Origin of the sequence: Vibrio variabilis, assembly GCF_003263785.1 — a bacterium.
GTDB classification, from domain to species: Bacteria; Pseudomonadota; Gammaproteobacteria; order Enterobacterales; family Vibrionaceae; genus Vibrio; species Vibrio variabilis.
The window spans coordinates 1-18,593 of record NZ_JYJK01000101.1 but is presented as its reverse complement, the minus strand read 5'-3'; the positions used below and the strand labels follow the sequence as shown (position 1 = coordinate 18,593).

Here is an 18,593-nt window from a genome sequence, read left to right as displayed (position 1 = left end):
CTACGATTTGGCTGCGGCCAACAAGGCGCCGCACCCCACAAACATAGAGCCAAACACTTTGTTGATACGCCCCATCACTCGGTCTGAACGAATATAGCGCCCCATCTGTGATGCGAGCGAGGTGTAACCCAGCATGACCACCGAATCAATGGCGACGGTGGTGATGCCGAGGATCATCAACTGTTGAAATTGGTCACCTGCAGGGTCGATAAACTGTGGGAACAGCGCCACCAAAAACACGATCGATTTCGGGTTAGTGAGGTTGATCAGCACCGCACTGCGCAACAGCTGTCCTGCACTGCGACTCTCATGTGCCGCTTTAGCAGATACAGATTCTGTATCTCGCCATTTTTGAATGCCAAGCCAAATGAGGTACACCACCCCAACCCACTTGATCACACTGAATGCCAATGCAGATTGCGCGACAAGTGCGCCAATACCGGCACCCACCAGCACAATATGAATCGCCAGCCCGATCTGCAAGCCAGCAATGGCTGCAAGAGATTTACGCGTCCCGTAGCTCAAGCCATTGCTGATCGAATTAACGGTGCCCGATCCCGGCGCCAAACTGAACACGATTGCTGTCACCACGTAAGCGAACCAAACATGATAATCCATTGTATTTCCTCACCACTGGTTTACTCTTAACTAAATAAGACATCCCGTGGACTAATCACCCTGCACATCGACACAAAAATGTCGAAAAAACAGTGCATTATACACAAATATTGAAGTAGGCCTATGTATGCACAAAAAAAATGCTACTGACATCTCTTATACTCAAGAGCCACAATTTGAGCAAGTAATAAACACACAAATCGCTCAATTATGGGACAGTCGCCATGAGGGCAAGCTCAAAGCAAAGGATGGCACACAGCTTTATTGGAGTAAGTTAACCCACGAAAGCCATACCAAAGCCCTTGTGGTCGTCAACGGGCGCATCGAGTCAGCCTGGAAATATCAGGAGCTATTTTTCGACTTCTACCAGCAAGGCTACAACATTTATTCATTTGATCATCGTGGTCAGGGACTGTCTACTCACCTAGCACCCAACCCAGAAATGGGTCACATTAATGAGTTTGACGACTACCTCGATGACATGCAGTTACTGTTAGAGCACTTTGATTTAAGCCACTATGAGCAGCGCCACTTACTCGCGCACTCTATGGGCGGCAACATTTCTACTCGCTATCTGCAAACTCGCCCGAATCATGGTTTCGATAAGATTGCACTGAGCGCCCCCATGTATGGCGTGAATGTTCCTTGGTACCTAAAGCCGATTGCCATTTGGCTCTCGCAAATCATGACCGCGGTTTACCCAACTCCAACCTATGCCCCCGGTTATCAAGGTTATGTGGCAAAACCGTTCGACATCAATCCGCTCTCTTCAAGTGAAGTGCGTTATCACTGGTTTCGCGACCTATATGAAAAAATGCCAGAGCTAAAAATCGGCGGCCCGAGCACGCGTTGGGTGTGGCAAGGCTTGATGGCAGCTAAGCAATGCATTCAACAAACTAGGCAGGTTAATATTCCACTGCTTGTGGTCCAAGCAGGCGCCGATCAGATTGTAAGTAACCAAGACCAACTGCGCTTTATCAATAAACTGTCACGCACCAACGCAAACGCAGCCCTCGTCACTGTCGATGGCGCCAAACACGAAGTGCTGTTTGAAAAAGACCAATATCGCAACCAAGCACTGGATGCGATAACCACATTCTTTGGCGATAACACGTCCTTCACTGATAAACCGTAATAAAAGCCATAAATTGCGGAAAAGTCGGTAAATGAGGAAACAAATCAATTCACCATTTACCCTCTTTTTCTGCGCCCAGATCCCCTACAATTGTCACCATTGTGACGGCTTTGTTGGCCGAACCAAGCGACTCGCTTTTACCTGTGACACGAAGAGAGAACTATGACCCTGAATCGAGATTCCATCAAAATTGTTGCTTCTGATCTAGACGGTACCCTACTGGCACCCGACCACCTACTCAGTGCCAACTCTAAGCAAACCTTAAAAGCGCTGCATGCCAAGGGCTATACCTTCATCTTCGCCACGGGTCGTCATCATGTGGACGTCGCGGGCATTCGTGAATCAGTCGGCATTCCTGCTATATGATCACCTCTAACGGCGCTCGTGTTCACGATGAGCAAGATGAACTGCTATACAGTGAGAACATTCCACAAGACATGGTTCAATCTGTCGTGGATGTTTTGAACACCGACAGCGAACTGTTTGTTCACATGTATCAAGATGACACTTGGCTACTAAACCAAGAAGATGAGTTCTTACGTAAGTTCCATACTGAGACGGGCTTTACCTATACCTTGTTTGATGCCAGCAACGCACCAACTCAGGGTATCGCTAAAATCTTTATTACCCATCCAAAGCAAGACCATGAACATTTGGTTGAGTTTGAGGATGCACTACGTGAGAAGTTTGGTGATTCGCTCAATATCGCGTTCTCGACACCTTGGTGCCTAGAAGTAATGGCAAAAGAAGTGTCTAAGGGTGAAGCGCTGAAAGCCGTCGCAGAAAAGCTAGGGTACGGACTTGAAAATTGCATCGCGTTTGGTGATGGCATGAACGATGCCGAGATGCTAAGCATGGCAGGTCATGGCTTGGTAATGGAAAATGCTCACGAGAAAGTGAAAAAAGCCCTACCAAACAATACCGTCATTGGCAGCAATGCTGATGACGCCGTTGCAGAGTTTTTAAAGAAACACCTACTGTAACGAAATCAAATCCAAACTCCCATGCTCACCCCTATATGGTGCATATCCTCACCATTGGGCATGGGAGCTTGCTGATCTTTATTCCCTGGAGCAACAAGCTTCAAAAACGAAAAGTCTCACGCACAAATCTAGCGAGCCACTCGCGCCAAAATCGCTGACCACTCAGACTCTGATACTGGCATCACGGACAAGCGATTGCCTCGTTTTACCAACGGCATATTCTCTAGCTCAGGCATCACTTTAAGGATACTTAGCGGCAGAACGCGCTTAAACTTTTCGACATATTCAATGTCTACCATTAACCAGCGCGGGTTATCAGGATCGGATTTTGGGTCGTAATAGTCGCTGTTGATATCAAACTGGAAATGGTCGGGATAGGCCTCTTTGGTAATACGAGCAATGCCCGCCACGCCAATTGTCTTGCATGAGGAGTGATAAATGAGTACTAAGTCGCCCAGCTTCATCTCATCTCGCATCATGTTACGCGCCTGATAATTACGAACGCCTTCCCAGCATGAGCTTCCTTTTACACGCAGCGTGTCGATGGAAAACTCATCTGGCTCTGTTTTAAATAGCCAATATGCCATAATGGTGTGGATACCTGTGATCGTTTCAAATAAGGAAAATTCAATGACAATGTCGCGTCTACCGCTCGCGGTTGCTCCGCTCATATTGCTTCAAGCCTGTTCGTCTTTCAACTCAGAGTCACCGCAAAGCGCGCCTCAAGTGCCTTCTGCTGAGCTATCACGTCCAGAAACGATCACACCGCAAACCTATGTGATGCGTGGACAGGCCATTATTGGTCACGAGACACGTACCATTCAACCGTGCGGCAGCCAGCATCAGTACTGGCTCGATCTGCCAGAGGATATTCGTCCAGAAGCTGAGAAGCTGACTCGCGAACCTTATCAACCTGTCTATGCGGAAGTCATTGGTTACCTTGAGCCACCAAGCCATCGTGGGTTTGATTCCGATTACACCGGTCGATTTGTGGTGAAACAGGTCAACATGCTTACCGCGGAGAACCCAAAGCGCTGCGATCAGCCGCTTAGACCGACACAGGTGCTGGGCAACGAGCCTTTCTGGTCACTAAAGTTCGACAACAGCAAACAAGCCAGCTTCGCAATGATGGGTGAAGACAAGCAGTCGCTGAAGCTCAAGGATCGTAAGGTAACCCAAACGACCCGTCGCTATGAGTTTGACGATGCCAATCTGCAGATGAGCAGTAAGCTGTGTAACGACACCATGAGCGACACTATTTATGGTTGGACGGGGTCATCACCATGGGTGACAAAACTCGACAAGGCTGCGCCACGCTGTCCAACTCAGATACTACGCTAAACTGGGCTGGCAGCTATGTTGCACAGTCCACTGAAACGGCCGGATTCACTGTCTCAATGACATTGCTACCTGACCATACTGCTATCACTCGCTATGAGTACCCAGACGACTCACCCGCAACCGAAGAGCGCGGCTTTTGGCAGCAACTGAATAACCAACAAGTGCAAGTCATCATGACACGTCACCAGCAGCAGTACTTAGTGTCGCAGCGAATCTTTACGCTAGACGGCAACAAGCTCATTGCTAAGCAAGAAAAGGTGGGAGATATCCTATACCCGATCGCCAATGGCGGCTTAGTGCTGTTTAAAGGTGAATAGATCCCAACTATGAAGCCAATGTGTACAACTTGTGGTTTTATCCACAATTGCTATTGTGAGGCGATCCCAACGATCGCCTCTGATCTTTGTTTTACCTTACTCACTCACCCTAATGAGCTTTCTCGCGCAACCAATACGGGGAAGTTAATCGATAGATTGTTTGCGAGCAGCAAGGTAACGGAATGGCAACGTAAGCAGCCGTGTGAGCGCTGCTTATCCGAAACCAGCCCTAACTTACCTGTGTTGGTATTTCCGAGTGAAGACAGTGTGCCGCTCGATGAATGGCAAGCGCAGCAGCAAGGGCAAACAAGTAACTTCATCGTGCTGGATGGTACTTGGCAAGAAGCGAAAAAGATGCTCAATCGCAGCGCTTGGCTGCAATCGCTACCCAAAGTTCATCTCAATACCGAGCAGTTATCTCGATATGCACTGCGAAGAAACCAACAAGCAGGAAATCTGTGTACCTTTGAAGTCTGCGCTGAGATAACGCGACAGGTGGCAAGCGAGCACGACGCCAATGCCATGCTCACATTCTTTGACGAGTATATGCTGCGCTTTCAAGCAGAGCGCAGCGGACACGCTTTAACGCGCTAATAGTGATTAGCGCGTTAGCTCAAGCAACTGCTCAATGCGGCTTATCTCAACGTCTGGCAGCAGCTTCATTCGAGGAATATCACAAGGCTCAACACCTTTGTCGTTAAACCAGCAAGCACTAAAACCGTTGCGTTTAGCCCCTGCCACATCCGTCACCACATGATCGCCCACATGCAAGATCTGCTGACGCGGCAAGGCCAGAAAATCGGCGGCTTTGTCAAACATATCCGCATAAGGCTTGGCTCGGCCATCAAGACCTGCCTTTAGCACTAAAGAAAAGTAGCGCCCCAAACCGATTTTATCGACATCGACATTGCCATTAGTGATGGCCACCAGTGGCATCTTCTCACTCAAAATTGTCAAAAACTGATGTGTTTCATGTGGAACATCGAAGTCGCTGCGCCATTCCAACACATGATTTATTAGCGTTTTCGCAGCCTCAGTCGCTTTTGGATCATCGTAACCCAAATGCCCCAGACCCTGTTTTATCTGCTGATAACGCCACTCGGTGACATCATGTTTCAGCATCGGCTCTTGCTTAGCCAACTGCAACTTGAACGCTTGCCATTGCGCTTTGTCCCACTGCTGGCTGATTGGATGGTTTTGCTGTAACCACTGAGTCGCTTTCCTCTCTACCTCGCGAATGATCGGCCAATTGTCATAAAGGGTGTCATCAAGGTCAAAGGTCATCGCTTTGATGGTCTCTAGGCTGCGATAAAAGCGCATTAGGAATCCTCTTGTTGCTTAGGCTTACCTTTCTTATGGGCTCTAGGGTGAGCTTGATCATACGCTTGGGCAAGATGTTGGAAATCAAGGTGGGTATAGATCTGTGTGGTAGAGATGTTCTCATGACCAAGCAGCTCTTGTACCGCTCGCAGGTTATTGCTCGACTCGAGCATGTGAGTGGCAAACGAGTGACGCAGTTTGTGTGGGCTGACATGACTAGCTAAAGACTGCTTTTGTCCCCATTCCGCCATGCGCTTTTGTACGCTGCGATGAGAAATCCGCGTACCCAGCTTGGAAACGAACAGCGCTTGCTCGCCGGGCTTGGCTAGCTCACCACGCACCTTAAGCCACTTTTGCGCCCATTCCGTCGCATACCCAGAGAAAGGCACCTTACGCTCTTTGTTACCTTTACCAATTACGCGAATTTCGCCGCTCGATAGATTGAGGTGCTTAACATCGATCCCCACCATTTCCGCCAAACGCAGGCCTGCGCCATACATCATTTCCATCATGGCGCGGTCGCGAATCGCCAGCGGATCAGTTTCATCCACTTCCAAAAGCTGGGAAACTTCATCCACATCTAAATTCTTTGGCAGAGGTCTTTGCTTGCGCGGCGCACTGACACCTTTCGCAGGGTTTGCAGTCAGCTCACCACGCAGAATAAGGAAGTCAAAGAAGCTACGCAGCGACGATAGACGCGTAGCGATGCTGCTCGCTTTCATCCCTTCACGCATCCCCTTACCGGCAAGCTGCCTTACCCACCCAGCGTCCACTTGAGTCCAAGCTTTTACGCCCATCTCATTTAGGTGTTGCCCCATTGTTTCGAGCTGCTGACGGTAGTTACGCTGGGTATGCAGGCTGAGCCCTTTCTCGCTCCGCAGGTATTCGTAGAACTTATCTAGCGGCTTTTGCAGTCCGCTAGGAAGGTTTGCATTAGGCGTGGCTTGGTCTGACATTGTCTTCCTCTTGCACCTGCCAATCAAGGTGCTCGCATAGATAGGAAACCACCAGCGCGAGGTGGCGCAAAAACAGGGTATCCATATCCGGTTGGAAGTGACCTCCATCGTCACTTGAGAAGATGAGCAAACCTTGAGCGAACTTACGCTTGAGCGGCAAAACCACGTAAGAGCCAAGCTCTGGCACTTGGCCATCGCTTATCTGCTGCTCAGTAAATAGCATGCTGCGGTCAGCTTGACGCAGACGCCCTAGGTACGCTTCTTTGCCATTGAGATGATTGGTGGTAAAGCGCTTCCAGCTTTCCATCGATAATGGGTCGGCATGGTCATCGTTATCAATAAGTTTAAGATAGCCACGCAAATTCAGGCCGGTTGCGGTTTGCTTAATAGCCGAAACGACACTTTGTAGATCATAGCACTTCAACAGGTTTTCTTGCAGCGACATAAACTCATAGAAGGTTTTATCATTGCGAGCCGCTAGGGACATCAAGGCAGTGATCTCTTCCTCCAGCGCTTCAATGCGCTCACGCTGTCGTTGCAGCTGAATCCCCACTAAAGACACCGCGCCTTGCTGCTGGTGTGGTAAGGAAAGGGACTCTACTAGTGATTCTCTGCCCTTAAAAAAATCTGGATGATCAGAAAGATACTCTGCTACCACTTCTGCTGTTAGGTGGCTCGCTTCAAACTCAGACAAAATGATTCCCTTTAGTCCCTGTCATATAAATAAAAAATGGCGGGTCTCGAGGGACCCGCCATTAGTATAATGGGTTATTGGCTAACAAGAAATCTGCCCATCGAAAACGTGAGCCGCTGCGCCTGTCATATACAGCGGATGGCCAGGACCTTTCCAGCTGATCTTCAAATCACCACCCGGTAAGTGCACCTCCACCGTTTCATCCAGTAGCCCTTGCACGATACCCACTGCAACTGCACCACACGCACCACTGCCGCAAGCTTGGGTTTCACCCGCACCGCGTTCATAGACGCGCAGGTTTACCTCGTCACGGCTAAGCACCTGCATAAAGCCTGCGTTGACGCGCTCTGGGAAACGTTCATGCGATTCCAATAGCGGACCTAGGGTATCCACATCCGCAGTTTGCGTATCGTCAACCACAGTGACGACATGGGGGTTCCCCATGCTAACGGCACCACAGAACAAGGTATGGTCGCCGGCACGTAGAATATAGGTCTTTTCTTTTTGCTTTGCTTTGAATGGGATCTTGCTTGGCTCGAACTCAGGTTGGCCCATATTCACCGTCACCAAGTCATTCTCTTCTAACTTGAGCACCATTTTGCCTTTCTTGGTGCTGACACTGATACTGTACTTGTTGGTGAGCCCTTTCATCTGCACAAAGCGAGCGAAACAGCGTGCGCCATTGCCACACTGCTCTACCTCACTGCCATCCGCATTGAAAATACGGTAATGGAAATCCGTTTCCGGATCGTAAGGCGCTTCTACAATCAACAGTTGGTCAAAACCAACACCTGTGTGCCTGTCCGCTAAGCGGCGGATAAGCTCAGGTGAAAAGAAAACGTTCTGGGTAATGCAGTCAACAACCATAAAGTCGTTACCCAAACCGTGCATTTTAGAAAAGTGGAAGTGCATAGTGGTTCTGTTACTCCGGCAAGATGCTTTCTAGTTCCCAAAGACTCTCTAAGGTTTCACGCTTACGCACCAAATGCGCCGCCTCACCGTCAACCATTACTTCGGCAACGCGTGGTCGCGTGTTGTAGTTAGATGACATAACAAAGCCATAAGCACCAGCAGAACGAACGGCCAGTAGATCGTTTGGCTCCAGCGCCAAATCGCGATCTTTACCGATGAAGTCGCCCGTTTCACAGATTGGGCCAACCAAATCGTATGTGGTTGCTTCACCTTCACGAGGTTTAACCGGAATGATATCTTGCCACGCTTGATACAGTGCCGGACGCATAAGATCATTCATCGCCGCATCGATGATGGCGAAATTCTTATGTTCAGTGTGCTTAAGGAACTCAACCTTGGTCAGTAGTACACCAGCATTGGCCGCAATCGCACGACCCGGTTCAAAAATCAGTTCAAGCTCAGGATGGTTCTCTAAGCGAGCCAGCAATGCTTTGGCGTAATCCGATGGCTGAGGTGGCAACTCATCACGATAAACCACACCAAGACCACCGCCAACGTCAAGGTGACGAATATCAACGCCATCGGCACGTAATTGGTCGATCAGCGCTAATAAGCGATCGGTCGCATCGATGAATGGTTCGATGTCTGTCAGCTGAGAGCCGATATGGCAGTCGATACCATGAACCACTAGGTTTGGTAGGCTGCTGGCAAATTTGTAGACGGCTGGCGCGCGATCAAACGCAATACCAAACTTGTTATCACGAAGCCCCGTAGAGATGTATGGGTGAGTATTCGCATCAACATCTGGATTAATACGCAATGAAATCGGTGCCACAACACCCATCTCACCCGCTACTTGGTTCAGACGCTCTAGCTCAGGTTCAGATTCAACATTGAAGCACTTGATGCCAAGCTCAAGCGCACGGCGCATCTCTTGCGCGGTTTTACCAACACCGGAGAACACTACTTTGCTCGGATCGCCACCCGCGGCAACCACACGTTCTAACTCGCCGCCAGAAACAATATCAAAGCCTGAACCCAAACGTGCCAGTACATTAAGCACACCGATGTTCGAATTCGCTTTCACTGCATAACAGACCAAGTGTGGGTGGTCGCCAACGGATTTATCAAACGCATTCCAGTGACGCTCTAGCGTCGCACGGGAATAAACATAAAGTGGTGTGCCGTATTGCTCGGCAAGTTCGGTAAGTGACGTATTCTCGGCCCAAAGCTGGCCATCGTCCTGATAGTTGAAATAATCCAAATCCTGTATCCCTTTACACTGTGTCGATGGCTATCGTTATTGTGCTTGCTCGTTGGTGGGTGCGTCTTCAGCAGGCATATACAAGTCGCCCGTTTGGCCGCATCCCGCCAGTCCTACTATTACCAGCATAAACATTGCTGTAATCGTCTTTTTCATTTTGCATATCGTGATTATTGAATCAATGCCCCCTATAATCGCACCACGAATTAGAAAAGCAATAGGATTACAAAATGAACGACACGGAATTTCACCAACTGGTCGATGCTCAACTACAAAACATCGAAGAAGCCATCGACGAATCGGGTGCCGATATCGATTATGAAGTGACGGGTAACGTCATGACACTGGAGTTTGAAGACCGCAGTCAAATCATCATCAACCGCCAAGAGCCGATGCATGAGATCTGGCTTGCGTCGAAATCAGGTGGCTTTCACTTCAAGCTCGTTGAAGACAAATGGACGTGTTCAAAGACGGGTCTTGAGCTTATGGCCATGGTCAAAGAAGAGTGTGAGAAACACGCGGGTGAAGACATCGACTGGGTATAAGCCCAATCGATGACGTTAAGCATTTACTGCTTTTGAATTACGAGAGTTGGAAGAGCCGCCGTCGTTACGGTAAGGAATGATGTAAGGCTCTCCTTCTTCCGCATGCACCAACTGGTAGTATTGCGGTAAGTTGAAGTTAATCAACTTCGATGAAACATCGTTGTCGACGTTTGATGTGTAGAAGCTGTTTACGCTGGCAATCATCTCATCTTTACTGCCGCGCATCTGATGGTACACCTCAACCTGATTCGATTCATCCAACACATAGATGTTGAAACCATTGTCAGTGTCCTCAAAGAAGAACTGAATCAAGCCTTCACTGGCAAAACCATCGACCACCTCAGGTAGCTGATACTCGACCTCTTTATCCAACATAAGCAAAGGTGAGCCTTGCAGCTTATTGGTTGAGATACTGCGGTAAAAGTCGACCGAGTTCTCTAACTTCTGCACTGAAACACCACGACGCTCAAAGAACAAGCCGTACATTTGATTGGCAACTTTCAGCGCTTTAAATCGACGACGCTTCTCTTGGTCAACGGGCTTCAAGCGCAACTCAATACACTCTGCAAGCAATTGATAAACCGTGTTTCTTAGTACACCTCGCAAGTTCTTGCTGTAGCAGAACACGTCCACCGACTCAGGTGGGAACGCGTCTTGGTGCATTTTTCCAAGCACAGTTTTTAGCGCATCAAGCATCGCAGTTTCCCCTTCAAAATGAAGAGTACGCACTTCGTGCCAAGAATTACGGTATACCAAATCGACTGAGCCGATCAGGCTTTTGCCTTCGCTGCCAAAACTCAGAATGTCGACGTTTTTCAGATCCACTTTGGATGCCTTTGCAGAGAGCTCCTGCGTCGGGTCATTTTCAAAGTTGATAAACATGGCGAGCTGACTGATCTCACACGGGCTGCCAAGCGCTTGCATACTTGGGCGACGCTTACGCAGTGAGAAGGTATTACGCAGATCGCTTACCATCTGATAGAACTTATCGATATCAATGTGCGCGTCGCGAACCACCGAGTTCAGACGTGTCGATTCAGTGATGAGGCCATTAAAGAACGCCCAAGCGACCAGCTTACTTAAATACTCGTTATGCTCAAGTGGTGCTTGGCCTAAGATTCTATGTGGGATAAGCGGCTGCTTATACATGTACCAACCCGACTTATAGCTCTTACCTTCCTGAACCTCGATAAAGGTCAGATCGGGCTCGTGTAAGTCAGGTGAGATCTGAGGATTTAGCAGGGTCACTTTGCCCGGTAGCACCTCAAACGCCGCATACAACTTACGTGCGAGAATGCTGATGTCTTGCGGGCTAATCGCCGAGGTGATGTCATTGCGTCGAGCAAACTGGATCAGGTTGCGATAACTAAGCATCAATGCATCAAGCAGCGCATTATGCACCTGCATCACCTGCTCAACCTTCCAGTTTCGGCGGTTATCGAGCTCTTGAAGCACCTCAAGTGACCAATTCCAATTGTTGGTCATTTGCGTCAGCGCTTCACGGCGCCAAGGCATAGAGCCAACACCGGGCTCGCGAGATAGCTTTTCGTGCGTTTTGAGATAGAAACAGCGACGTACTAAATCTAAGCGAGTGTCATCGCCAATACGTTCAAGGTAGCGCGTTACTTTCTCAAGCATTAGATAATACGCATCCATCCCATAGAGATCTGGCTCATGGGCAAAGAAGCGGCGTTTAGTATCAATGCTTAATAATTGGGTGTGCGGGTATTCCCAAGAATACGCCTCAAGCAAAATAGCTTTAAGTACCGATTTATAAGGGGAATCGATACTCTTGTAGAGTTGCCACAGACTCGATCCGAAGTACTCTTCTGCAGGAATGCGATTCAGACGCCCGAAATCGATCCACTCATCGCAGTTGATGTGCCCTTCATTACACATTTTGGCAACGTAATCTTCGTAGCACTCTTCCATCTCTGGCGGCACAATTTGCCACAACAGACGCTGGCCACCCAGACGCACTGCAGAACGATAGAACTCATCCAACAGCAATAGGTGTTGTGACGAACCACAGTTATCGCCGGTCATCTCCTCGGAGATGTTGCTACGAAAACGGTCTTCATCCATCAAGAAGAAGTTGGCTTCAACTCCAAGCCCTTTTGCCCAGTCTGTTATCAGCAAACACTTATTGCTGAGCAGTTCTCTCGATTTAGTCGACATCTGCGGAGAAATACAGACCCATATATCCAAGTCACTCGACGTGCTTTGTCCTATCGATGAGGTACTTCCCATGGTATACAAACCAAGGATGTCGTTCTGACCTGGCTGCGGCAGGGGCTGACCCAGAGCGAGCGCGATATCATCAAGAAATTGCTGTTGGAGTTCGTTGGCTTCAAAACCAAACAAGCCGCTCGGGCTGTCGGCTTCATAAAAACCTGGGATGATAGGGTGATTGAAGTGAAACAACGCAGGAATAAGCTGGAAGACACGCTGACCTTGCAGATCCATAAGCGCCAGCGCGCGATCAATACGCTGCTGGTTTAGGGTATCTAACCTTTGTATGAGGGTTTGAGTGTATGCCTGCAAGGGTGATTCCTAGGTTCAATCTGACTGCAATTTTGCATAGGTTTTAAACAAACAAGCGTTCAAAACGTGATCAATGTATCATTTTTATTATAAACGGTAAAGTGATACTCGGCACTACGACAACTCAGTACCCACCACATGGGCGTTTGGTTTAGCTTCCAAATCATAGCGGACAATTCTAACAGTAGTTGCCACAACAAATGCGATTAACCTCACACTATTGACAATATCTGTGATCGCTAAAGTTCTAGTGCGCGCGCCCCTTTGGGAAATCGCTAAGCATTTCTGTGAGTCAATGATACGATTGAGTCATCAGAATGAACGAGATGCTTACGAGAACACTATGACCCAGACTCAGCCTATTCGAATTGCCACCCGTAAAAGTCCCCTTGCGCTATGGCAAGCTCACTATGTGAAGGACGCACTGATTGCTGCGCACCCTGGACTCGAGGTTGAATTGGTAACTATGGTGACCAAAGGCGACATCATCCTAGACACGCCCCTAGCGAAGGTTGGCGGTAAAGGGCTGTTTGTTAAGGAGCTCGAAGTGGCGATGCTGGAAGGTCGTGCCGACCTAGCTGTGCACTCGATGAAAGATGTCCCGGTTGATTTCCCAGAAGGCCTAGGGCTTGTGACCATCTGTGAGCGTGAAGACCCACGTGATGCGTTCGTTTCTAACACCTACGCCAGTATCAGTGAACTGCCTCAAGGCGCTATCGTCGGTACGTGTAGTTTGCGCAGGCAATGCCAGCTCAAAGAGCAGCGTCCTGATCTTGTCATCAAAGAATTGCGCGGCAACGTGGGTACCGTCTGGGTAAGCTCGACAACGGTGAGTACGATGCCATTATTCTCGCAGCCGCTGGCCTTAAACGCCTTGAGCTTGAGTCACGCATTCGTAGCTTTATCGAACCTGAAGAGTCTTTGCCAGCAGTTGGTCAAGGCGCGGTTGGCATTGAGTGTCGTCTTGATGATGAGCGTCTTATCAAATTGCTAGAGCCACTAAACCACACGGAGACAGCAGATCGTGTGCGCTGTGAGCGCGCTATGAACCTGACATTAGAAGGTGGCTGTCAGGTGCCAATTGGCAGTTACTCTCTGATTGATGGCGACAACATTTGGCTGCGCGCTCTAGTCGGTGAGCCTGATGGCAGCAAAATCGTACGCGGCGAAATCCAAGGTAACCGTCAAGATGCCGAAGCATTGGGTGTCCAGCTAGCGAACCAGCTCCTCGCAGATGGCGCTAAAGAAATCCTTGAGAAGCTTTACCAAGATCACGAGTAATGCCTGATGAGAGTACTGGTGACAAGGCCTGAAACCCAAGGTATTGAACTCTGCGCTCTGATTGAAAAGATGGGGGCTATGCCCTCCATTATCCCCTTATTGATATTCATCTGACTTCCCTCGATTCATCTCAACTTACCAATCTTGGCAACGCTGATATCGTAATTGCGGTCAGCCAACACGCTGTGCATGGCCTTTCTAAGGTGCTTGCTATGTGCCCTGATAGCATGCCAAATCCCGCTATTTATCTTGGGGTTGGTCAAAAAACCGCACATGAATTGAGCAAACTAGTACAACAAAAAGTAAACTATCCTTCAGTTAGCGACAGTGAACATCTGCTTGCCCTGCCTGAACTAAACGATGTTGCCGGTAAGCGTGTAGTCATCCTTCGTGGCAATGGTGGGCGCGAGCTCATCTTCGATGAGTTGACGAAACGAGGCGCATATGTGCATTATTTGCAGCTGTATCAACGCCAATATCGAGCTGTTGAGTCTGCCGCGATAGCTCAATGGCAACGAGCCCAAATTGATACCATGATAGTCACAAGTGCTGAGCAACTGGAGCATTTGGTGTCTGCAATACCAAACGCGCAACTATCGTGGGTAAAACAACAACGGTTATTGGTTCCCAGTGAGCGGATAGCCAAGCAAGCGATAGCACTAGGATTTAATAACGTAACTAACAGCCAAGGTGCATCGAACTCTACTCTATTTGCTGCTCTCCAGCGTCTAAAAACAGGACTAAACAATGACGAACAAAAATAAAGACGAGCAAATCCAGTCTGAAGACAAAAAAGACGTAACTCTAGCCCCAGAGAACACTGACCAATCCAACGAGCCCGAGACGAACACCGTCGATGACCAAACCGCACAACCCAAAGCCCCTGAGTTTGAAGAAAAGCAGGGCAAGCGTGGCGTGAAACTCGGCACCGCCGCCATCATTCTTGCCCTACTACTCGGTGGTGGCATGACCTTTATGATGCAAAAGCAGGCTGGCGATTACGAAGCTCGTATCGCAAGGCTTGAAGCTCAGATCAAAGCATCACAAAGCTCGCTTAGCTCTGAAATGCAGCAAGTTCAAGCTGACACACTGGAGCAAGCAAAAACCATGACCCACAAAGCGGAAGTGGTATTAGGTCAGCAAAAGAAGAGTATTGAGAGCCTGCAGCTTGCTGTCGCTGACGTAAAAGGTCGTCGTCCCAATGATTGGCTATTGGCAGAAGCGGACTACTTGGTAAAACTGGCGGGACGTAAACTGTTCTTGGAACACGACGTCGTCAGTGCGACACGCTTGATGGAGAGTGCCGATCAACGCATTGCCGCACTCAACGACCCAACCTTGTTTCTCTGCGTCAATCCATGGCAAACGACATCACTAAGCTGCGCACGGTACCTCTGATTGACCGTGATGGCTTAGTACTTCGTCTCACTTCCCTACAGCGCGAAGTCGACCAACTGCCGCTTGCTAACGCAATCTTACCTGACGCGCCAGCGGTGGAAAAACGCCAGGTATCGCAGGACATCTACGACTGGCAAGATAACTTGATGACCTCTTTGAAAGACTTCTCAGAGAACTTCATTACCTTCCGTAGCCGTGACGGCAACGTTATCCCACTACTGTCGCCAGAGCAGCACTTCTACCTACGCGAGAACATCAAGTCCAAGATTGAGACCGCGATCCGTGCTGTGTACAAAGAGCAAGGTGAGATCTACAAGATGTCACTAGAGACCGCAGAGCAGTGGTCAGAGTCCTTCTTCGATATGGATAACAATAGCGTTAAAGAGTTTAATGCTGCACTGGGTAAGCTGAGTCAGCAAAACATCCAAGTGAACTACCCCGTTAAGCTAGAAACGCAAGCGCAACTGTCTGATGTGATTAGCGAACGCCTGCGCCGTGAAGTGACGACCATCATCACGGAGGAGAAATAATGATTCGATTAATCTTCCTCTTCGTTGTACTGGGCGCAGGGCTGTTTGTCGGCACCCAGTTCTCTGGTCAACAAGGCTATGTGCTGATTTCGATTGCCGATAAGACCATTGAAATGAGTGTCACGACACTGGTTGTCTTTGTGATTGCAGCGCTTGCTGCGCTGTTTCTGCTTGAGTACATCATCAAGAAGATTCTCTACACCAGTGTGACCACCTTTAACTACTTCAGCGTACGTAAAATGCGCCGGTCTCGCCGCTACACTAACGAAGGTATTGTTAAGCTGCTAGAAGGTGACTGGAAGCTCGCTGAAAAGAAAGTGACACGCTGGGCGGACTATCATGATATGCCTTTGCTGTGTTATCTCGTGGCCTCTGAAGCCGCGCTAGGTCAAGGCGACAAAGCGAAACGCGACCACTATCTTGAGTTGGCTTCTCAGCAAGAAAACTCGGATCTTGCGGTTCAATTGACACGCGCTAAGCAAGCGGTACGTGAAGAAGAATGGGAACTTGCTGCCTCGACACTTGAGACACTAAAAGCCGAGCATCCAAGCAATACGATTGTACTTAGCCTGCTAAAAACCACCTATCGTGAACTTGGCGAGTGGCAAGCACTGATCGACCTACTGCCAAAGCTAAACAAAGCCAAACTTATCGATACTGAAGAGCAAGTTGAACTTGAAGAGCGAGCTCAGTGTGGTCTGCTCGAAGACATCGCTAGCCAGCAAGGTAGTGAGGGTCTTATTGGTCATTGGAACAAACTGCCACGTAAAACACGCCAAAGCACACACCTTGTGGGTTGCTTTACCAAGCAGCTTATCGCTCGCAAAGCGGATGCTGAAGCCTTTACCGTGATTAAAGAGACGCTGAAGAAGCAAGGTCACGATGAGCTTTACACTCTGCTACCCGAGCTGAACCTAGCGGATGCTCACCCTGTGGTTGTTATGCTAGAAGATGTTGTCAAAAAGCAGCCTGACAACGCCAAAGCTCAGAGTGCTCTCGCTCAGTTCTACTTCCGCGAAGAGAAATGGCCAGAAGCTCAGCGCCACTTTGAGCGTGCATTATCGGTTCGCCCAGACGTTTCGGATTATGCTTACCTTGCTGATACACTTGAGAAGCAAGACCTCACTAAAGCAGCTGGCGAAGTGTCTCGGAAAGCGCTGACCTTGATTGACAGTAAGTAACTGGAACAATTCTATAAATGATAAAAAGCTCCTACGGGAGCTTTTTTTACAACTGACTTTTTACAACCGAAAGTCGTCGAGTGCCTCTAAAGTCAGCTTGTTCGTAAAGGCATTCACTCGCACATGAACTGGGCTCCAGCCAAGCAGGAAACGCTGGTAGTCAGCCCATGCAAGTCCTAGTAGCTTTCGCCACTCATGACACACATCGCTTGCATCCACATTAGGCTGATAGCGAGCCAAGGCCACTTCTAACGTTTCAAAATAGGTTTCAACATAAGTGTCGATAGATAACTGAGGTTCATCAAAATCTAGCACTGTGCAAAGAAATAGCGCGACATCCTTCACACCTACACCACCGCCAACATATTGAAAATCAACCGCACTGACCTGCGTTCCAGTTTCATCAAAACAAAAGTTAGCCAACTTCGCATCGCCATGTACTAAAGTCTGGTAGGGGCAATCATTGAGTATGTCATCTATGCGCTCAGCAGCTGATTTATATCGACTTGCCATCATTGCCTGCCACTCATCTGGCGAGTTGCTAAATGCCAATAGGTGCCTTGCTGCCACAGCCCGCTTGGCTGCGTATTCAACCAAAAAGCATGAAACCGGGCTAACCAACGAAGCACTGTTTCTATCTCTTGGTTTGATGGCGTTTTTACTACCCAAGCGCAATCAGCAAGTTTGAGATCTTCCAATACCAACTCATAGTGTGAATCATGACTTTCAGCGGCTAAACAACGTGGCGCCCAACCGATAGGCATTCGAGCAACATAGTGCTGGTACCAATGAAACTCCACTTGATAAGACTTCAGCTTTCTTTGGTTTGAAAGCTCGGTGTTCCAACCTTTCGGGTGATGCTCAGGTGCAACCTTAGGGAGATCAATAGCCTTAACAATCAGGCTTGGCAATGCAGGGCTATCGGTATGAACGCGAAACAGCTCGCCATAACCGCTCCAGAGGCTCTGTATTGGATCTTTCGAAACCACATGATATTGGTCACCAAGCAGTGTTTTCAGAGACTCTGCTGGCTCGTAAGAACAAGAACTCAAGGTTTAGCTACCTTTAGTGATTGAGAGTAAGGTTAACTTTGACAGACAAAGGCAGTAAACGGAAGGGCAACAGAGATCGATAGCGGTTAAGTTAGCTTTTTATAGAAGTTCAGATATGAAAAAAGCCCGCTGATTTCTCAGCGGGCTTTCCAATGTGGCGGAGAGATAGGGATTTGAACCCTAGAACCGCTATTAACGGTTGCCGGTTTTCAAGACCGGTGCTTTCGACCACTCAGCCATCTCTCCACAAATTGTCATCAACAGATTAGTACACTGATGATGTGGTTACTTACTACTGCAAGTAACAGTATTCAAAGCCTGGCGATGTCCTACTCTCACATGGGGAAGCCCCACACTACCATCGGCGCTATTGCGTTTCACTTCTGAGTTCGGCATGGAGTCAGGTGGGTCCACAACGCTATGGTCGCCAAGCAAATTCTGCTTTGGTCTTCAGCTTTTCAAAAAAGCTAAAAGCCAAAATATCTGGAAAGCTGTTAATGTGTTCTCATACACATTCAATTT

At 48.7% G+C, this 18,593-nt stretch carries 17 protein-coding genes, 1 tRNA gene, 1 rRNA gene and 4 pseudogenes; 10 read left to right on the top strand and 13 right to left on the bottom strand.

Annotated elements, in window-relative coordinates:
- Positions 1 to 618: a homoserine/homoserine lactone efflux protein gene (gene rhtB, locus TZ48_RS18650; RefSeq protein WP_112480240.1), complete on the bottom strand. Its 618-nt coding sequence runs from the start codon at positions 616 to 618 to the stop codon at positions 1 to 3.
- A 127-nt stretch (positions 619 to 745) separates the two neighbouring features.
- Here rhtB and TZ48_RS18645 point away from each other — a divergent pair, with 127 nt between their 5' ends.
- Both TZ48_RS18645 and TZ48_RS18640 read left to right on the top strand, forming a co-directional pair.
- Positions 746 to 1,753: an alpha/beta fold hydrolase gene (locus TZ48_RS18645; RefSeq protein WP_112480239.1), complete on the top strand. Its 1,008-nt coding sequence runs from the start codon at positions 746 to 748 to the stop codon at positions 1,751 to 1,753.
- Positions 1,754 to 1,915: 162 nt separating this feature from the next.
- Positions 1,916 to 2,736 (top strand): annotated as a pseudogene (locus TZ48_RS18640) (Cof-type HAD-IIB family hydrolase).
- Between the two features lie 128 nt (positions 2,737 to 2,864).
- On the opposite strand, the gene TZ48_RS18635 reads toward TZ48_RS18640, so the two are convergent.
- Positions 2,865 to 3,323, bottom strand: a complete 459-nt coding sequence (locus TZ48_RS18635) for an EVE domain-containing protein (protein WP_112480238.1) — start codon at positions 3,321 to 3,323, stop codon at positions 2,865 to 2,867.
- A 43-nt stretch (positions 3,324 to 3,366) separates the two neighbouring features.
- Here TZ48_RS18635 and TZ48_RS18630 point away from each other — a divergent pair, with 43 nt between their 5' ends.
- Genes TZ48_RS18630 through TZ48_RS18625 form a run of 3 tightly spaced genes read left to right on the top strand, consistent with a single transcriptional unit; the run spans position 3,367 to position 4,988 of the window.
- Positions 3,367 to 4,077, top strand: coding sequence for a hypothetical protein (locus tag TZ48_RS18630; RefSeq protein ID WP_239670968.1), 711 nt, complete (start codon positions 3,367 to 3,369; stop codon positions 4,075 to 4,077).
- The gene (locus TZ48_RS25430; protein WP_239670967.1) at positions 4,020 to 4,394 is read left to right on the top strand and encodes a hypothetical protein; all 375 of its coding nucleotides are present in this window, start codon (positions 4,020 to 4,022) and stop codon (positions 4,392 to 4,394) included. The genes TZ48_RS18630 and TZ48_RS25430 overlap by 58 nt, the downstream gene beginning before the upstream one ends.
- A gap of 9 nt (positions 4,395 to 4,403) precedes the next feature.
- Entirely contained in the window at positions 4,404 to 4,988 is a 585-nt protein-coding gene (locus tag TZ48_RS18625; RefSeq protein WP_112480237.1) for a tRNA-uridine aminocarboxypropyltransferase, read from the top strand.
- Between the two features lie 6 nt (positions 4,989 to 4,994).
- On the opposite strand, the gene yigB is transcribed toward TZ48_RS18625, so the two are convergent.
- From yigB to lptM, 6 genes are all read right to left on the bottom strand, one after another.
- The gene (yigB, locus tag TZ48_RS18620; protein WP_112480236.1) at positions 4,995 to 5,714 is read right to left on the bottom strand and encodes a 5-amino-6-(5-phospho-D-ribitylamino)uracil phosphatase YigB; all 720 of its coding nucleotides are present in this window, start codon (positions 5,712 to 5,714) and stop codon (positions 4,995 to 4,997) included.
- Positions 5,714 to 6,670, bottom strand: coding sequence for a tyrosine recombinase XerC (xerC, locus tag TZ48_RS18615; protein WP_112480235.1), 957 nt, complete (start codon positions 6,668 to 6,670; stop codon positions 5,714 to 5,716). Before xerC ends, yigB begins: the two co-directional genes overlap by 1 nt.
- Positions 6,648 to 7,364: a DUF484 family protein gene (locus TZ48_RS18610; RefSeq protein WP_112480234.1), complete on the bottom strand. Its 717-nt coding sequence runs from the start codon at positions 7,362 to 7,364 to the stop codon at positions 6,648 to 6,650. The genes xerC and TZ48_RS18610 overlap by 23 nt, the downstream gene beginning before the upstream one ends.
- 81 nt (positions 7,365 to 7,445) lie before the next feature.
- Positions 7,446 to 8,276 carry a diaminopimelate epimerase gene (dapF, locus tag TZ48_RS18605; RefSeq protein ID WP_042502913.1) on the bottom strand — a complete coding sequence of 277 codons (831 nt, stop codon included), beginning with the start codon at positions 8,274 to 8,276 and terminating at the stop codon, positions 7,446 to 7,448.
- A 10-nt stretch (positions 8,277 to 8,286) separates the two neighbouring features.
- Positions 8,287 to 9,540, bottom strand: a complete 1,254-nt coding sequence (gene lysA / locus TZ48_RS18600; protein ID WP_112480233.1) for a diaminopimelate decarboxylase — start codon at positions 9,538 to 9,540, stop codon at positions 8,287 to 8,289.
- Positions 9,541 to 9,576: 36 nt separating this feature from the next.
- Positions 9,577 to 9,696 carry an LPS translocon maturation chaperone LptM gene (lptM, locus tag TZ48_RS26480; protein WP_420822964.1) on the bottom strand — a complete coding sequence of 40 codons (120 nt, stop codon included), beginning with the start codon at positions 9,694 to 9,696 and terminating at the stop codon, positions 9,577 to 9,579.
- A gap of 74 nt (positions 9,697 to 9,770) precedes the next feature.
- Here lptM and cyaY point away from each other — a divergent pair, with 74 nt between their 5' ends.
- Positions 9,771 to 10,085 (top strand): iron donor protein CyaY, encoded by a 315-nt coding sequence (gene cyaY / locus TZ48_RS18590; RefSeq protein ID WP_112480232.1) that lies wholly within the window; start codon positions 9,771 to 9,773, stop codon positions 10,083 to 10,085.
- 15 nt (positions 10,086 to 10,100) lie between these two features.
- On the opposite strand, the gene TZ48_RS18585 is transcribed toward cyaY, so the two are convergent.
- Positions 10,101 to 12,629: a class I adenylate cyclase gene (locus TZ48_RS18585; RefSeq protein WP_112480231.1), complete on the bottom strand. Its 2,529-nt coding sequence runs from the start codon at positions 12,627 to 12,629 to the stop codon at positions 10,101 to 10,103.
- Positions 12,630 to 12,972: 343 nt separating this feature from the next.
- Here TZ48_RS18585 and hemC point away from each other — a divergent pair.
- The 4 genes and pseudogenes from hemC to TZ48_RS18565 all read left to right on the top strand — a co-directional run bounded on the left by hemC (position 12,973) and on the right by TZ48_RS18565 (position 17,019).
- Positions 12,973 to 13,910: pseudogene (gene hemC, locus TZ48_RS18580) on the top strand (hydroxymethylbilane synthase).
- A 6-nt stretch (positions 13,911 to 13,916) separates the two neighbouring features.
- Positions 13,917 to 14,674 (top strand): annotated as a pseudogene (locus tag TZ48_RS18575) (uroporphyrinogen-III synthase).
- Positions 14,658 to 15,838: pseudogene (locus tag TZ48_RS18570) on the top strand (uroporphyrinogen-III C-methyltransferase). The pseudogenes TZ48_RS18575 and TZ48_RS18570 overlap by 17 nt, the downstream one beginning before the upstream one ends.
- Entirely contained in the window at positions 15,838 to 17,019 is a 1,182-nt protein-coding gene (locus TZ48_RS18565) for a heme biosynthesis protein HemY (RefSeq protein ID WP_112480230.1), read from the top strand. The pseudogene TZ48_RS18570 and the gene TZ48_RS18565 overlap by 1 nt, the downstream one beginning before the upstream one ends.
- A 60-nt stretch (positions 17,020 to 17,079) precedes the next feature.
- Here TZ48_RS18565 and TZ48_RS25425 read toward each other — a convergent pair whose 3' ends face one another.
- The 4 genes from TZ48_RS25425 to rrf all read right to left on the bottom strand — a co-directional run bounded on the left by TZ48_RS25425 (position 17,080) and on the right by rrf (position 18,503).
- Positions 17,080 to 17,535 carry a phosphotransferase gene (locus TZ48_RS25425; protein ID WP_239670966.1) on the bottom strand — a complete coding sequence of 152 codons (456 nt, stop codon included), beginning with the start codon at positions 17,533 to 17,535 and terminating at the stop codon, positions 17,080 to 17,082.
- Positions 17,532 to 18,071: an ecdysteroid 22-kinase family protein gene (locus tag TZ48_RS25420; RefSeq protein ID WP_239670965.1), complete on the bottom strand. Its 540-nt coding sequence runs from the start codon at positions 18,069 to 18,071 to the stop codon at positions 17,532 to 17,534. Before TZ48_RS25420 ends, TZ48_RS25425 begins: the two co-directional genes overlap by 4 nt.
- Before the next feature lie 155 nt (positions 18,072 to 18,226).
- Positions 18,227 to 18,317, bottom strand: a tRNA-Ser gene (locus TZ48_RS18555).
- 70 nt (positions 18,318 to 18,387) lie between these two features.
- Positions 18,388 to 18,503 (bottom strand): 5S ribosomal RNA (rrf, locus tag TZ48_RS18550).
- Positions 18,504 to 18,593: the final 90 nt, after the last annotated feature.

Coding starts and splice junctions, on each gene's coding strand:
- rhtB (WP_112480240.1), bottom strand. CDS start 618: ATGGATTATCATGTTTGGTTCGCTTACGTGGTGACAGCAATCGTGTTC.
- TZ48_RS18645 (WP_112480239.1), top strand. CDS start 746: ATGCACAAAAAAAATGCTACTGACATCTCTTATACTCAAGAGCCACAA.
- TZ48_RS18635 (WP_112480238.1), bottom strand. CDS start 3,323: ATGGCATATTGGCTATTTAAAACAGAGCCAGATGAGTTTTCCATCGAC.
- TZ48_RS18630 (WP_239670968.1), top strand. CDS start 3,367: ATGACAATGTCGCGTCTACCGCTCGCGGTTGCTCCGCTCATATTGCTT.
- TZ48_RS25430 (WP_239670967.1), top strand. CDS start 4,020: ATGGGTGACAAAACTCGACAAGGCTGCGCCACGCTGTCCAACTCAGAT.
- TZ48_RS18625 (WP_112480237.1), top strand. CDS start 4,404: ATGAAGCCAATGTGTACAACTTGTGGTTTTATCCACAATTGCTATTGT.
- yigB (WP_112480236.1), bottom strand. CDS start 5,714: ATGCGCTTTTATCGCAGCCTAGAGACCATCAAAGCGATGACCTTTGAC.
- xerC (WP_112480235.1), bottom strand. CDS start 6,670: ATGTCAGACCAAGCCACGCCTAATGCAAACCTTCCTAGCGGACTGCAA.
- dapF (WP_042502913.1), bottom strand. CDS start 8,276: ATGCACTTCCACTTTTCTAAAATGCACGGTTTGGGTAACGACTTTATG.
- lptM (WP_420822964.1), bottom strand. CDS start 9,696: ATGAAAAAGACGATTACAGCAATGTTTATGCTGGTAATAGTAGGACTG.
- cyaY (WP_112480232.1), top strand. CDS start 9,771: ATGAACGACACGGAATTTCACCAACTGGTCGATGCTCAACTACAAAAC.
- TZ48_RS18565 (WP_112480230.1), top strand. CDS start 15,838: ATGATTCGATTAATCTTCCTCTTCGTTGTACTGGGCGCAGGGCTGTTT.
- TZ48_RS25425 (WP_239670966.1), bottom strand. CDS start 17,535: ATGATGGCAAGTCGATATAAATCAGCTGCTGAGCGCATAGATGACATA.